Origin of the sequence: Shewanella gelidimarina, assembly GCF_023283945.1 — a bacterium.
In the GTDB taxonomy this organism is placed as follows: domain Bacteria; phylum Pseudomonadota; class Gammaproteobacteria; order Enterobacterales; family Shewanellaceae; genus Shewanella; species Shewanella gelidimarina.
The window spans coordinates 12,350-27,426 of record NZ_JAKIKW010000005.1; the positions used below are offsets into that span (position 1 = coordinate 12,350).

Sequence of the window (15,077 nt, forward strand, 5' to 3'; positions counted from 1 at the left end):
GTTATGTCTTGTGAGTTATTTCAACATGGTCAGCTAAGGGGAAGTGATGAGCGTCGGTAAATATTTATGATATTCAAGCGTTAAGCTCGTGCTGACAGCATGGCATACACCATCAATAGATAATTTCATTTTAGTGCTAAATCACGTAAACTACGCGCTGTTTTTTAAGTCTCTTTTTAGGTAAATCATGATCCGTCTAAACCAAGTAAAATTGCCTCTCGACCATAATGAAGATGCGCTGCAAGATATCGTATTGCAAAAGCTCTCTATCTCTGCGGAGCAGCTGGTTGACATACATGTGTTTAAGCGTGGCTACGATGCCCGAAAAAAGAATTTAATTTCCTTAATTTATACATTGGATGTGACATTAACCGATGTAGACGAAGCGGCGTTATTGGCCTCGCTTGTGGATGATCATAACATCCGTGTTTCGCCAGATACCGATTATAAATATGTTGCTAGTGCACCGGAAGGATTAACGGAACGCCCCTTAGTGATTGGCATGGGCCCATGTGGCTTGTTTGTCGGACTTATGTTGGCGCAAATGGGCTTTAAGCCTATTATTTTAGAGCGCGGTAAGTCGGTACACGAACGTGCTAAAGATACTTTCCGTTTTTGGCGTACCAGTGAGCTAAACACCGAATCAAATGTGCAATTTGGAGAAGGTGGCGCAGGCACATTCTCTGACGGTAAGTTATACAGCCAAGTCAAAGATCCTGGTTTTAAAGGCTTAAAAGTAAAACAAGAATTTGTTGCGGCTGGCGCACCCGCTGAAATTATTTATGTCAGCAAACCCCACATAGGTACCTTTAAATTGGTCACTATGGTGGAAAAAATGCGCAGAGAAATCATTCGATTAGGCGGTGAAGTTCGTTTTGAGACTCGTGTCGATGAAATCAATGTTAGCGATCGTCAAGTAACAGGTGTCACGCTTAGAAATGGCGAAGTATTGCATTCTAAGCATATCATTGCAGCAATTGGTCACAGTGCTCGCGATACGTTCCAAATGTTGCATGACAAAGGCGTGTATATGCAGGCGCAGTCATTTTCGATTGGTTTCCGTATTGAACACAAACAAGAGATGATCGATAAAGACCGCTTTGGCACTAACGCAGGGCACCCAATGTTAGGCGCTGCAGATTACAAGTTAGTGCATCATTGTAAAAGTGGTCGCAGTGTATACAGCTTTTGTATGTGTCCTGGTGGTGTGGTTGTGGCGGCAACGTCAGAAGAGCACGCTGTCGTTACCAATGGTATGAGCCAATACTCGCGCAGCGAACGTAATGCCAACAGCGCCATTGTGGTGGGGATTAATCCAAGTGATTTTGATAACGATCCATTGCAAGGTATTGCACTGCAGCGACAACTAGAGCGCAATGCCTATGTTATGGGTGGCAGCAATTACGATGCCCCAGCGCAAATGGTCGGTGACTTTTTAGCGGCAGGTAGTGGTAAGCCGTTTGAAAACGTAGTGCCATCTTATAAGCCTAATGTAAAAATGACCGATTTAAGCGATGCGTTACCACAATTCGCCATTGATGCGATCCGTGAAGCACTGCCGGCGTTCGGTAAGAAAATTCGTGGATTTGACAATAAAGATGCCATGTTAACCGGCGTTGAAACGCGTACCTCTTCACCAGTGCAAATTAAACGTGGTGCTGATTACCAGAGTATTAATACCAAAGGTTTGTACCCTGCGGGTGAAGGCGCTGGTTATGCTGGCGGGATTTTATCGGCGGGTATCGACGGTATCAGTATTGCCGAAGCTGTTGCATTAGACATGCTAAAAGAGCTGACAAACAGTTAATCTGGCCTTGAATAAAGAGAGCAGCAAAGTCACATAGGGCTGTTCTTTTTATTGCCACCGCAACAAGTTCTGAAATATCCGAGTAGGCTTAACACCTTGCCAAGGGACGTAAAATAGTTGGCTAGAACCAGCGAGGCATACGCAGTCGCCCGCTTTTGTTAGTCTTTGCTCATTTTATTATTAACTTACTTTTTGCTCGAATGCCTTTGCGTATCATTGTATTGCCACAATACGTTAAGTATTTTCCATTCTTTATTTTCATTTTTATATAAATGCATGTAATCAATCCAATCGTCTGCCGTCAACTTTACCGATGCGACTCGCTTATCAATATCAAGTATATCGATATCAATTTTGGGAGATGATGGGAATTTATCACCATCCTTGTTGTAGTTTTCAGCTACCCAGACCATAGTTTCAAAGTCCGTTTCCATTATAAACTCTGAGCCATCTTTAGATTTCCAGTAGGTTCTTTTAGCTAATTCTTTATCCAAGCCTCTTTTCATTAAATCTGGTTCGACGTTATGTTGTGATTCGATGTAATCGAGCACAGCTCTTTTTACATCGTCACTATCATTAGACGTATCCGCTATTGCGGCACTAGAAAAAAGAACGGCTAAGGTTAAAAGTAAAACGCGATACATGGATAGTTCCTTGGGTAAGCTAATGCCGTACTAAAGAGATGATAAAAGTATTGGCTAATATGTTGATGAACAAAACAGAAAGCTGTTTCTAGTCCCGTTTGATGGTTTGTTATGTTTTCTTATGCAAAAAACGCTTTAAATCATCTGGTATTGGCATCGGCTTCAATGGGTTCACATTGGTTCCTCCGGTATTGCCTAAAGGAACCCAAACCTTAGTAAATAATATGGAGGCAATCATTCTAGTCACTTGGCCAAGAACCTCTTTGGTATTTCGCTTCCTTAAACCAACTTTCAACATCCACCAGTGTGATTTAGCATGAGGAAGAACATATGACTGACCAAGAATATGAGCACGTTCAAGGTGGTAGAATGCAGAGTCTAGCTCATTCTTTTTGTATAAGTTGATGGCTTCATCCATTTCAACACAAAACGCTTCTTTTAATTGCTGTTGCATTGCTCACCCTCTATCAATCAAACGTCAGCTTTGAAAAAGTGCTAATACCGCTTATCCTGAGCCTGCGAGCAGGCATCTGTATTTTTCCGGTTGAAGATATTTTTAGTGCTATTACATGTGGGAAAATTTACACTGTTCTTCAGCTTCAATTTTATTCTTAGCCCCATCGGCCATGAAGTCCAATTGTATGGTTGTTAAAACAGGTTTTCTATCAGCGTTTTTATCTGTCGCGGCCCATTTCCAATGATTTAATGCAGCGACTGCATATTTATCAAATACACCTTCAGGATATGATTTTTTGACTTTGTATCCACCAGACTTTCCATCAGAATTAATCGCTATAATTAAGTCCACACAACCTGATAAACCTTTTCTCGCAGCACTAATTGGGTATTGAGGCTCATGTCTTTTTTCTACTACCCAATATTCCTTAATTAATTCTTTTTTATCATCTAAGGTCAAATTTACATATTGTATTGGTTCTTCAACTGCTATTTTCGCTTCGTCATTCGAAGCACATGCCACCAAAAAAACACTAAAAATGGATAATATAACGATTTTTCTCATTGCTAATTCCTTATAGCTCTAACATCTATATACACGTTTGCGCATTTTACCGATGAGAACAACTCAACAGTACAAATCTAAGGCATTGATTTACATGGTTATTGGTAAGGTTAAAACTATTACCACCTTGCGTAACGAGCTTGTGAACACTTTATCCTTTCGAAGTTACATCATTTAATTAACAATAGTAACCCCATATTCCCATGAGATAATATGCCTTGATTTTCTACCAATAACACAGTGTATGCATATAGCCGAGCGCGTGGTTTAGATTATGTCCTCAAGTCCATTTCAATAAAGCCATTCAATAAAGCCATTCAATAAAGCCATTCAATAAGATAATGCAGGAACAGCTCGCCCCATGGATAACCTTTAATACCCAACCGTTGGCTAATACTATCTCAGCCTCATTACTCAGTTCTATTGTTGACTCTGCAGTTGATGAGTTGCACTGCTTATTATCCGAACTCAGATTTAATAGCGCCGCCCTATGGCGCTATTAATATCAAAATCCCTTAAGCAGTACTGTTTCTTAGTTGTTGCAGCTGTTTTTTAATGGTTCCAGGGGACTGAGTTGAACGGCAAAGCAGTTTATACATCGTCGGTATCACCACTAAGGTTACAAGCGTTGAGAACCCCATGCCGAAAAAGACCACCACTCCGACAGAGACTCGACTTTCAGCGCCTGCACCACTGGATAACAATAACGGCAAAGCCCCCGCTAACGTGGTAAAGGCGGTCATCATTATCGGTCGTAATCGTCGGCTAGCGCCGTCGATAATGGCATCATCGAATGATGCTCCTTTGTCCCTTAATTGACTAATAAACTCGACGATAAGAATACCGTTTTTGGTTACCATACCAATCAACATGATGATGCCAATCTGGCTGTAAATATTAATGCTTTCTCCCATTAACCAAATACCTAACACAGCACCAAATAATCCCGTCGGCACCGTCAACATCACCACGAAAGGATTAATAAAACTCTCAAACTGTGCCGCCATCACTAAATATGCGACTAACAGTGCTAATACAAAGATAATCAAGGTACTGCTTTGATTTTCGATAAAGACTTTCGAGTCGCCTGCGTAACTAAAGCTAATATTTTGCGGCAATACCGTTATGGCGACTTGTTCAAGACTGCTTAACGCTTCGCCTAGCGTTGCCCCTTCGGCTAAGTTAGCTCTCACCACAATAGATTTGCGCTTGCTGATGTGGGTCAGTTTTTGCGCCGAGGCGACTCGATTAACCTTGCAGAATGTGTCTACCGACACAAGATCACCCGAGGCGGTACGCATAAAAATAGTGGTTAAGTCACTGCTCGAGTTAAACTGCGCTTCATCACCTCGTACGAAAACATCGTACTCTTCACCGTTTTCTACATAGGTGGTTTCAGTCTTGCCACCTAACATGACATTGAGCGTATCAGACACTTCAGACACGCTGATTCCAAGTTCAGCAGCACGTCTACGGTCAACTTTTACCACCATTTCGGGGGTTTTCTCTGAATAGTCGACTAAAGACCCCGTCATCAGTGGACTTTCATCCATCTTAGATTGCATCACTTTAGCCCACTTATTTAGCTCGCTGTAATCGCTACCGCTAAGGGCTATTTGCACAGGCTCTTTTGAACCGCCTTTAAAGCCTGGAAGTTTAGGTCTAATTCTGACGTCTGGGATGCCAGCCAGTTGCTGCTTCACTTTTTTCAAAATGGTTTGTGCATTTTCATCACGCAAATCCCAATCTTTCAATTGAAGAATGGCTAAACCATATTGGTCACCATTTTTACCGCCAGAGATCGGGGTTTGTATGCTTAAAGACTTCAGGCTGCCATCTTTCAACATCGCCATAAGCCGCGTTTCAACTTTTTGCATATTCTCTGACATACGCGCAAAACTGGTCCCTTCCGCGCCATTAACCTTAACCATTATAACGCCTCGATCTTCTTGCGGCATAAGCTGAGAAGAAAGCTGAGTCACGACAAAGTAACTGCCCGCTAAACAAGCGATGATAATCGCCGGCGCAACAAAGCGGTGCTTAAGGCTCAGTAATAGCAGTTGTCGATAGCGAGTTTCGAGTGCCCCTAGTAAGCGTTCGACGTAGGTGTTAATGGCGTTGTGCTTCTGCTTTTTAGTGAGTAATTTGGCACCGAGTACTGGGGTCAATGTCAATGCGATGAGCGTCGAAAACATCACCGAGACTGCTATCATCACCGAAAATTCGGTAAACAAACGCCCTATCATTCCATCCATCATCGCGATGGGCAGAAACACCATCACCAGTACAAACGTGGTCGCCAGTACTGCAAAGCCCACTTCCCGGGTACCTTCAAAGGCCGCTAGCAGCGGTGGTTTTCCTTGTTGAATATGATGATAAATATTCTCAACCACCACAATCGCATCATCAACCACCAGCCCAATCGCCAAGATGAGCGCCAGCAAGGTTAACAGATTGATGGTAAAGCCCAAGTAACTTGCGAAGATAAACGTTGCGATAAGAGAAACCGGTACTGTTACCGCGGGGATTAATGTTGCTCTTGCTTGACCAATAAAGAGATACAGCACCAAAATAACCAGGGCGCAGGTCATGAACAGGGTTTTATAGACCTCACTTATTGAGCGGTCGATAAAGACGGTGGCGTCATAATCCACCATCACTTGCGTGCCTTTGGGCAGAAACTGTTGGATTTTATCCACTTCAGCATGAATGCGGCTAGAGAGCTCGAGTGGATTTGCATCGGCCTGTGGAACAATCGCTAAACTGACACTGGAGACGCCATTACTCCTGTAACTTGAGTTTTCACTTTCAGCTTGTAGCTTAACCTCTGCCACTTGATTCAGATAAATGGCCACTCCCGTTGCCGATTTCCCAATCACTAAATACCTAAAATCCCTTTCGGCATCGTAGCGCCGCTCTGTGCGCACTGGCATAACAATCGAATTGTTTCTTATCTCGCCAGCGGGACTCTCTAAGTTTTCAGCCCGTAACGCGCTAAGAATATCGGTAGTCGTGACTTTATGACCAGCCATTTTCTCAGAGTTAAGTTTTATAAACATCACTTTATATAAGCCACCAGCAACATCAACGGCACTTACGCCACTAATAATGTTGAATCTATCTTCAATGTTTTGGCTGACATAATCGGTAAGTTGAGTGCGATTCATCGCTGATGAACTCACATTAATATATAACGCTGGCTCCCCGGTGCCATCGTCTTTCGATACCGTTGGCTCATCGGCGTCATCGGGTAATGACCCTTTCGCTCTCGAAATAGCATCTCGAATGTCACTGACGCTGTCATTAATATTAGCACCCGCTTCAAATTCGACAGTGATGCTGGATGCACCATTTTTACTGACCGAAGTGATGTCTTTAACACCGCTAATCCCGGTTAACTGAGCCTCTATTTTAGCGGTCACTTGGCTTTCAACAATGACCGCTGATGCCCCTTTGTATTTAGTGCTTATCGTTGCTATGGGACTCACCATATTGGGCATTTCAGTGACTGGCAGCTTTAAAAAAGCCACTATGCCAAAGAGTGTTAATAAAATACTTAACACTATTGCGATAACAGGACGCTCTACACTGGTATCTGAAATCAACATTATTGGGCAGCCTCACGACTAAAAGCAGGCGCTTCTTTGACGACATCTTTATCACTAATATTCACCAGCCCCTCAATAACAATGCGTTGCCCAGATGCTAACCCTTCACTCACCACCACTTGCTCCGCTATCTGTTCCCCGAGTACCACTTCAGTTTGATGGGCTCGCCAGTTTTCATCGATAACATAGACAAATGTTTTCTCACCGGCATATTCAATTGCTTGCAATGGCACAACGGTATCACTCGATGCTGGGAATTTAAGCTTCGCATGTGCCAACATGCCGGGTTTGAGTTTACGGTCCACATTGGTAATGCCGACGCGTATTTTTATATCAAGGCTTTGTGGTTGCACTCGAGAGTCAATGGCTGCTACTTTCCCTTCAAAAACATCCTCCCCCCAAGCACTGACTTTGGTGGTGATAGTTTGCCCTTTGGCCAGTTTTGAAATGTACTTTTCAGGAATATTCAAATCAAGCTGCATTAACGCGGTATTGTCCAACGTCATAACCGGGGTATCTTTGATGAGCCTTTGCCCTTGAGTAATATTAACCAAACCCAAAACCCCTGATATTGGCGCCAATATACGATGATAATCGTAATTCACTTTTGCGGCATTCATCCTTGCTTGAGCAATATCAACGCTTACCTGCTGACTTTCTCTAATCGTGGCACTAACACCGCCTTTTGCACCAAGTTGTTTAAACTCTTTTAGCTTACGGCTTTCATCTTTAAGATAAGCCTGCGCTTCTTCTAATTCGGCTTTAGCTTGACGATCAATCAATGTAAATAGCAGGTCTCCTTTTTGTACTTGCTGGCTATCGGTCACCTTTATCTCGGCAACACGGCCATCAACCTCTGAAGCGATAATTACTGACTCTTTTGCCACCAGCGTACCCACAAGCTTTATAGGTGTACTCATGCTTTGAACTTCGACCAACGCGCTCGATACAAATATTGATTTATCTTTAGCCTTATCGACTTTGGCGCTATCACAACCTACAGCGAGCATTAACAATATTAAGGTTAACGATGCTTTTTTCATAAAATTAAAATCCATGATAATGATGTTTTAAATGACCCGTCAGCAAAGGTCGACGCGAAAGTCTAAATAAGGTTTGTATTCATGTCTTGGCGTTTTACACTTCATTACACTCCTTTGTAAAACTTTTAGAATAGCTGACATTTATTTTTTAGTCTTTTCCACTAGGTAAACACAATTATCTCAATGCTCGATTAGTGGTTAAAAAGCAAGATTAAAACGTTCAATCTGACAATTTCAACCCACTGATTCATCACTGGATCTCACCGCAAAATGCGCTTCAGCCGCGTTAACAGTCCGGCCATATCACCGTGGATAGAGAGCCTTGAACTCGCTCAACCCGCTCATCTAGCAACATTTACGACGACTAAGTGTTAAGTAGTTAACAATAATGAACATTTGTTATATGCAAGCCTTCTTATTTACAGCCGTTGACCGGCCTTATTAAACAATATTATCAATAAGTTACATTAGTAAAGATAATTATAATCATCAGAATCTATATTCTGGTGAACTTTAGTTATCTATAAATTAGTCGACCCATGCTGGAAAATATTAGCCGTAACTTTATCTCGATTCTATTTGAGTAGATGCCAGCACGAATAAGCAGGCAATACACAAATAGATGCAACATCTCTATTGGTAATATAGTGGGATTGATTAAATGTCTAAAAAAATAAGAAAATATAATGTACTTGCGGCTCTTGTCGCCGCAGTCATTTTAGTGGGTTGTAATGATGGTAATGATGGTGCGCCAGGAGAAGATGGGCCACCTAGTAGTGGGAATACCGTATCTACTGCAGCAAGTTTAACCGTGACGATGTCACAACCAACCTTTGAAGCAGATAAACTGACTTTCACTTTTACAGCTGAAGACCAAAATGGCAGAGCACTGGTGGGTATAACAGATGCGCGTACCACACTCGCTAAGCTTGTCCCTGATGAAGACAGCTATACAACAGATTGGAGCAGTTATCTACGCAAGGCCACCGATATTGATAGCGCACAGTATCCTGATGTGAGTAATGTCAGTTTACCCTCTGCTGACAAAGGTGAATTGATTGACAATATGGATGGCAGTTATCAATACACCTTCGCAGCCAATGTACTGAGCACCACAGATCCAGTATCTGGTGAAGTCATTGCTTGGCAAGAAGCGCTAACGCATAGAATTGGTTTGGAAATCAGAAAGTCAGAGCATTATCCAGTGGCTAACACCACGTTTGACTGGGTACCTTTAGGCGGTGACGTTAGTCAGTCTCGGCAGATTGTTGCGATTGAAAGCTGTAATAATTGCCATACTGACCTCGCATTCCACGGTGGCAATAGAATTGATACCGACAACTGCGTAACGTGCCACAACCCCGATGCAAACGACCCTATCAGCGGTGAAAGCTTAGACTTTAAAGTTATGGCGCATAAAATACACCAAGGTATTGATCTGCCGACGCTAGCTGAAGCGGGCAACAAGTACAGCGTGTTTACACGCAACGGTGACAAAGAAACCATTTTTGCTGAAAACGATGGTATCTGGGTACTGAATAACAAAGGCACCATTGACGGTGTTAACTACCCACAAGACATTCGTAACTGTACAGGCTGTCATGCAGATGATGCCGATGTCGTCATCAATCCAGATCTTCAAGGTATTATTACCTCTGAAGGCGGCAACTGGAAGAGCATTCCAACTGTTGAAACCTGTTCATCTTGCCACGATAACATTGCGTTTAACGAAGCGATGTTAACGGCGAAGCCAAACAGCGAGAAGCACATCATGTTCCCTGCTGAAAATGATAGCTGTTTATCTTGTCATGGCGAAGGCGCTGGGATGTCTGTGGAGAATGTTCATACTTTAGCGGCGCTAGGTAAGAAAGCCGCGGGGATTGATTATGGGGTGAAGTTTGAAGTCACACACCTAACCGCAAGTAGCGAAACCGCCTACGATGTGCATGTTCGCGTAACCAAAGACGGCAATGGTATATCACTCGACGATGCATTTTTACAGTATAAAAATAGCGTTCGTCTACTCATGAACTGGGACAACGGAGCGGGCTTTGAAACTCACGTAGCTAAGCATACGCCAAACTCCTTTGAGTTAGACAAAAACCCGCTTTGCCAAGCAGGCGCAGCCACTGGCGATATTATTTGCCAGTGGGATACTGCACTAGACTCGAATATTAACCAGGGTGAAGCACTCACTAGCGGCGATATTCTCACGACATTCATCTCTTCTGGAGTGTGTGTCGATAGTCGTAATGAATTGGTCAACTGTGAAGACAATAGAGCACTAGAGAAAATCTCGACGCCTTCTACCGTGATCAATAATTTCTTTGATGCGGCAACACTGGCCTACAATCCTGACTTTGAACTTAAGTTCGGCGCTAACTTTAACAAGTGTGACTCTTGTCATGAGCAAGTGATCCAACATGATAGCCGTCGCTCAGACGACCCATCGCAATGTAAAGCTTGCCATAACGCTAACCGATTTACCCGTTCACCTGCAGATTCACCACGGACTGGCGGCTCTAGTGATCTGAAGTTTGAAGTACACAAGATCCACTCAAACTTCCGTTTTGTTGATGCCGAGAATGACTTTGATATGGTAGGTCGTAATGAATTTTACTCTGCGCCTATCAGCGATTGTGCTCAGTGCCATGATGACGATCAAATTGATTTACCTCTCGCACAAAACAGCAGAGCATCAATTACTCGAGCGCCAACAACCTCTCTTAGTGATGGTAACAATCTAGTGCGTGATGGTGCGGTTTACACAAGCCCAATCGCCCTTGTATGTACATCTTGTCACCTAAGTGTTGGCCCTGGACTTATCGGTTCAGACGGTAAAGTGGTACTCGACGCTGACGGTAACACCCTGTTGACTCGCGATTTAAGTAGCAATGGTGCTGGTTATGATAACGGGGAATTCCCACAAGTACCGGTCACCATTACCCCGGCTGAACAGAGTATGTTAAACCACATGATCTTATCTGGCGGCGCTGTATTTGGGGCAACGTCAGCAGCGCAAGCAAGTGACACTGAGTCTTGCTCAACCTGTCACTCTATCGGTAGCGCATCAGGTGTTGATAAAGTGCACGCTCAAATGCACTAATCATCATCCAGTCCGATCTAGAGGATTAGGTCGCTAAGGCCGTAAAGCACAAAATCAGTACAACATGTTGCGGCAGAAAGTACTGATGGATACAAAAAAGGCGAGCACTATCATTAGTGCTCGCCTTTTCTTATCTGCTTTGTTCTCACTCTAGCGCTCAAGAACAAGCCCGCTATTATTGCTTCTAAATGCCAAGTGTCCCGCCTTTAAGTCGTCGCTAGAACCCTAGTTAGCCAGAATATACTCAGTCGCGTCGACCAGTTTACGATCATTAGGATCGGAGATATTGGTCTTCCACACCACTTCGCCGAAGCGATTGATAAAGAAGGTGGTTGGCGTACCACTGACCCCATAATCTGCGGCGACCTTGTCGCCATTAACCAAGGTAGGAAATTGAATACCACGGGCCAATAGCGTCTCGGCCGGATTGGCACCGTCATCTTCGTTAAAGCTAATGGCTAACACTTGTAGATCGCTCTGCTGATTGTCATGCCTAATCTTCTCGAGTCCCGGTTGCAACTTTTTGCAGTAAGGGCACCATGTCGCCCAAAAATGCAGGATAAGCGGTTTGCCTTTATAATCGGCTAACGAATGTAGCTGGCCGCTGGCATCTTTAAGCGAAAAATCGGTTGCCATTGGCTTAACTTCTTCAGCTTGAACCGCTGCTGATAATACAAAGCCTGCCAACACCATACTGACCAACAGCAGGCTAATATTAGCAAGCTGGCTGAATCGCTGTGCTACGTTTTTAGTGATTAAATGCATATAACCTCTTTAGCCCCTGCGTTAAAAATTACGTTAAATCCTACTTTGCCAATATGCCCATGTTAGACGCGACGCTGCTGATGGCTTTCAGTCAACTTATACATAGACCGAGCCACTGCCGTTAATCATTCAAGCTAACGCCCTTTTTGTACAATTTGTGATAAAAATCACTACAGTGTAGTAACAAAGTTGAAATTTATGGTGGCTTGTCAGTGTCTTTGTCTAAAGTTAACGTAAGACCATTGGCTGGAATGAATAAATGAAAGTATCTATCTCGGGCACCGAGACCATTAGCATTTTTCAACTCACTGCAGTGTTTAGTATGTTGTTTGCGCTGGTTGGTTTTAGCTATAACGTGTGGCGCATGGAGATCACCGAATACAATAACAACGTGCGCTCTGCCAGCTTCGAATTATTACTGCAGCTCTCTGAGCTTGAATCCATTATCTACGCGGCTCATTACGACCAAGATATCATTCAAGGCAGCCCCCGAAAAGGTTGGGTAAAAGTCAATTTAATCGCTGACTTGAGTGTGGTGACTGAACCTGAAATCCAATCGGCAGCAGAGAGATTAAAAGCCAATTGGCAACTCAATTGGGAGAGTGTCGCCAGCGATGAAAACAGCGCTATGCAGGTCGTCGAAAAAATTGATGATACCCGCCTCGAAGTGCGGCAATTACTGAGCACGTTAGAATGACATTGAGTACACCGCTAATAAGCCTATTCTTAGACTCTCCATTGAATACAGCCCAGTCATTAGCTTGTCATCAGTGACGAAAAGGTCTGACGTAAGCCACACACGCGAGAGGTGCTGTCTCAGTGAACGTATAAACCCACTTATATCGATTAGGTATTTGCGACACGCCCTTATGGCTTAGTGGCTCTGAACACCCATTCGAATTCATTCGCTAATTGATATTTTGCAGACTCAGTAAAGCGGGAACGTCGGCTAGAAAAGTATTAACGGACTCTCTTTCACTTCGGCTGTCATAAATCGCGTAAATATCAGCTAAAATGATCTCTTTTAACGGAATAAAACACACATTGTGCCATTGATGTTGACGATAACTTTGAGGAACAATCGACACCATAGTGCTCGTCGCCACAACAGCCATTAACGTCGTAGGCTCAATGACCTCCTGAGCCACCTTAGGGTAAAAACCACTGTCTAAAAGACGCTCAATAATCATATCGGTGGAGGCTGAGTTAGTACGCTTCATAAACACAAACTCTTCATTAATGAGATCATCCATACTGAGACTTTGTTTCATTTTCAATGGATGCTCATCCGACACCAAAACACACATTGGTTCTGCGTATAACAGCCTTTCACTCAACGGATAAATGTTACGGGTATCTGCAAATCGGGCCAATCCGATATCGATACGATGCTCTATTAGCGCTTGCTTTTGCTTCTCCGGTGATAACTCAATAAAATTAAAGGTATATTGCGGATAACTCTTTTTGAACTCTCTTAGAACGGTGCCGAAACCAGCCCAAAATATCGAACTCATTAAGCCTATATTAATCGTGTTATCTAACTCCCGCCCCGCCTTTGCCACCTTATTTATCGAATCACTAAACATATCGAATAATAGCGCACACTCCTGTTTCAATAACAAACCAACGTCAGTGAGCTGAACATGGCGGGTCGTACGCTCAAACAAGGTCACATCAAGCACTGACTCTAACTCTTTAATTTGAGCACTCAAGGGCGATTTTGAAATATTAAGCTGTTCTGCAGCTTGCCCAAAATGCATACATTGAGACACAGCATAAAAATAACGAAGCATTTTCAATGTTATACGCCCATTTAGTACATTTTCATTAATATCCATTATCCGCTCCTCAATGTTTGACCGTCTAGATTGTACGCCAAATCAGGATAATGGCATTGAATTTAGTGATTAATTCAGAATAAAGCTTGGGGTAAATTAACCCTAAGATCATTAATCAGCAAGGAACAAACCATGAAGATCGATCCAGTAGACAATGCACTCGCCACCATTTCAGCCCTTAAACCAAATTTCAGTCCCAAGGCTGCATTCATATTAGGCTCCGGCTTGGGAAGCCTTGCCGACGAACTGGAAGACAGAGTCTGTATTGCCTATGAAGATCTTGATGGCTTCCCCGTCAGCACTGTCGAAGGTCACTCTGGCGAGTTAGTTTTAGGGCGAATGAATGGTATCGACGTTGTTTGCATGAAAGGCCGCGGCCATTACTACGAACACCAAAGTATGAAAGTCATGACAAATCCGGTGCGTACTTTTAAACGTTTAGGCTGTGAATTGTTAATCGTGACCAATGCCGCTGGGTCTTTACGCCCCGACACTATCGACGTCGGCTCCCTCGTTATTTTCAATGACCACATCAATACCATGCCAGGCACCCCCATGACGGGACGTAATGATGACGCCTATGGCCCACGCTTTTTTAGCTTAGCAAATGCTTATGACAAATCCTTACGACTGGAAGCATTGGAGGTCGCAAAAAAAGAGGGTATTAATGCCAATGAAGGGGTATTTGTCTCTTACAGTGGACCCAATTTCGAAACCGCTGCCGAAATACGCATGATGCAGATCATTGGCGGAGACGTCGTCGGAATGTCTGTGGTACCTGAGGTCATTTCTGCAGCTCACTGTAGCCTTCCCGTACTGGCTATCTGTGCAATCACCAATATGGCTGAAGGCCTTGGAGATGTCGCCCTGTCTCATGAACAAACACTGAAGTGCGCAAAGTTAGCGCAGGATGACTTTATCAATCTCATCAAAACATTTATGGCAAATCATTTTTGATATTATACCAATAGCGATAAGTAAGTGATCTACTCCGCGCTTTTTTGGCCATTTAATTCAAGGTAAGTGAATAAGGGAATCAAGCTCCCTTATTCAGTCATTAACGCTGGAGTAAGTCGCTAACACTGCGCCTTAAGACCCGTTTGAGTACATAAAATGCAGTGTTCAGCAGCTAAAATGTAGCATCACTATGTTTTCCACTCGTTGCGAGCAACATGGATAATGGAATGTCGTCCCCATCCTCTTTCATCCGCTCACAATGCACTTCAATATAGTCAGGTACCCTGC

At 43.4% G+C, this 15,077-nt stretch carries 11 protein-coding genes; 4 read left to right on the forward strand and 7 right to left on the reverse strand.

What is annotated here, in order from left to right:
* The first annotated feature begins 187 nt into the window (after positions 1–187).
* Positions 188–1,807 (forward strand): NAD(P)/FAD-dependent oxidoreductase, encoded by a 1,620-nt coding sequence (locus L2729_RS06170; protein ID WP_248987479.1) that lies wholly within the window; start codon positions 188–190, stop codon positions 1,805–1,807.
* A gap of 185 nt (positions 1,808–1,992) precedes the next feature.
* Here L2729_RS06170 and L2729_RS06175 read toward each other — a convergent pair whose 3' ends face one another.
* The 5 genes from L2729_RS06175 to L2729_RS06195 all read right to left on the reverse strand — a co-directional run bounded on the left by L2729_RS06175 (position 1,993) and on the right by L2729_RS06195 (position 8,123).
* The gene (locus tag L2729_RS06175) at positions 1,993–2,451 is read right to left on the reverse strand and encodes a nuclear transport factor 2 family protein (RefSeq protein ID WP_248987480.1); all 459 of its coding nucleotides are present in this window, start codon (positions 2,449–2,451) and stop codon (positions 1,993–1,995) included.
* 109 nt (positions 2,452–2,560) lie between these two features.
* Positions 2,561–2,905, reverse strand: a complete 345-nt coding sequence (locus L2729_RS06180; RefSeq protein WP_248987481.1) for a DUF3703 domain-containing protein — start codon at positions 2,903–2,905, stop codon at positions 2,561–2,563.
* A 111-nt stretch (positions 2,906–3,016) separates the two neighbouring features.
* Positions 3,017–3,472, reverse strand: a complete 456-nt coding sequence (locus L2729_RS06185; protein ID WP_248987482.1) for an energy transducer TonB — start codon at positions 3,470–3,472, stop codon at positions 3,017–3,019.
* Between the two features lie 515 nt (positions 3,473–3,987).
* On the reverse strand, positions 3,988–7,080 hold the full coding sequence (locus L2729_RS06190) for an efflux RND transporter permease subunit (protein ID WP_248987483.1): 3,093 nt from the start codon (positions 7,078–7,080) through the stop codon (positions 3,988–3,990).
* Positions 7,080–8,123: an efflux RND transporter periplasmic adaptor subunit gene (locus L2729_RS06195; RefSeq protein WP_248987484.1), complete on the reverse strand. Its 1,044-nt coding sequence runs from the start codon at positions 8,121–8,123 to the stop codon at positions 7,080–7,082. Before L2729_RS06195 ends, L2729_RS06190 begins: the two co-directional genes overlap by 1 nt.
* A 661-nt stretch (positions 8,124–8,784) precedes the next feature.
* On the opposite strand from L2729_RS06195, the gene L2729_RS06200 reads away from it, so the two are divergent.
* A complete protein-coding gene (locus L2729_RS06200) occupies positions 8,785–11,229 on the forward strand; it encodes an OmcA/MtrC family decaheme c-type cytochrome (protein WP_248987485.1) in 2,445 nt (814 codons plus the stop codon).
* A 225-nt stretch (positions 11,230–11,454) separates the two neighbouring features.
* Here the strand turns inward: L2729_RS06200 and L2729_RS06205 are convergent, their stop codons facing one another.
* Positions 11,455–11,994, reverse strand: a complete 540-nt coding sequence (locus L2729_RS06205) for a TlpA disulfide reductase family protein (RefSeq protein WP_248987486.1) — start codon at positions 11,992–11,994, stop codon at positions 11,455–11,457.
* 259 nt (positions 11,995–12,253) lie between these two features.
* On the opposite strand from L2729_RS06205, the gene L2729_RS06210 reads away from it, so the two are divergent.
* Positions 12,254–12,691, forward strand: coding sequence for a hypothetical protein (locus L2729_RS06210; RefSeq protein WP_248987487.1), 438 nt, complete (start codon positions 12,254–12,256; stop codon positions 12,689–12,691).
* Between the two features lie 211 nt (positions 12,692–12,902).
* Here the strand turns inward: L2729_RS06210 and L2729_RS06215 are convergent, their stop codons facing one another.
* Positions 12,903–13,832 (reverse strand): LysR family transcriptional regulator, encoded by a 930-nt coding sequence (locus L2729_RS06215; protein ID WP_248987488.1) that lies wholly within the window; start codon positions 13,830–13,832, stop codon positions 12,903–12,905.
* A 132-nt stretch (positions 13,833–13,964) separates the two neighbouring features.
* On the opposite strand from L2729_RS06215, the gene xapA reads away from it, so the two are divergent.
* On the forward strand, positions 13,965–14,789 hold the full coding sequence (gene xapA / locus L2729_RS06220; RefSeq protein ID WP_248987489.1) for a xanthosine phosphorylase: 825 nt from the start codon (positions 13,965–13,967) through the stop codon (positions 14,787–14,789).
* Positions 14,790–15,077 lie beyond the last annotated feature (288 nt).

Excerpts from the sequence above, each read along its gene's own strand:
- L2729_RS06215 (WP_248987488.1), bottom strand. The coding sequence starts at position 13,832 with ATGGATATTAATGAAAATGTACTAAATGGGCGTATAACATTGAAAATG.
- L2729_RS06180 (WP_248987481.1), bottom strand. The coding sequence starts at position 2,905 with ATGCAACAGCAATTAAAAGAAGCGTTTTGTGTTGAAATGGATGAAGCC.
- xapA (WP_248987489.1), top strand. The coding sequence starts at position 13,965 with ATGAAGATCGATCCAGTAGACAATGCACTCGCCACCATTTCAGCCCTT.
- L2729_RS06170 (WP_248987479.1), top strand. The coding sequence starts at position 188 with ATGATCCGTCTAAACCAAGTAAAATTGCCTCTCGACCATAATGAAGAT.
- L2729_RS06195 (WP_248987484.1), bottom strand. The coding sequence starts at position 8,123 with ATGAAAAAAGCATCGTTAACCTTAATATTGTTAATGCTCGCTGTAGGT.
- L2729_RS06205 (WP_248987486.1), bottom strand. The coding sequence starts at position 11,994 with ATGCATTTAATCACTAAAAACGTAGCACAGCGATTCAGCCAGCTTGCT.
- L2729_RS06175 (WP_248987480.1), bottom strand. The coding sequence starts at position 2,451 with ATGTATCGCGTTTTACTTTTAACCTTAGCCGTTCTTTTTTCTAGTGCC.
- L2729_RS06210 (WP_248987487.1), top strand. The coding sequence starts at position 12,254 with ATGAAAGTATCTATCTCGGGCACCGAGACCATTAGCATTTTTCAACTC.
- L2729_RS06185 (WP_248987482.1), bottom strand. The coding sequence starts at position 3,472 with ATGAGAAAAATCGTTATATTATCCATTTTTAGTGTTTTTTTGGTGGCA.
- L2729_RS06190 (WP_248987483.1), bottom strand. The coding sequence starts at position 7,080 with ATGTTGATTTCAGATACCAGTGTAGAGCGTCCTGTTATCGCAATAGTG.
- L2729_RS06200 (WP_248987485.1), top strand. The coding sequence starts at position 8,785 with ATGTCTAAAAAAATAAGAAAATATAATGTACTTGCGGCTCTTGTCGCC.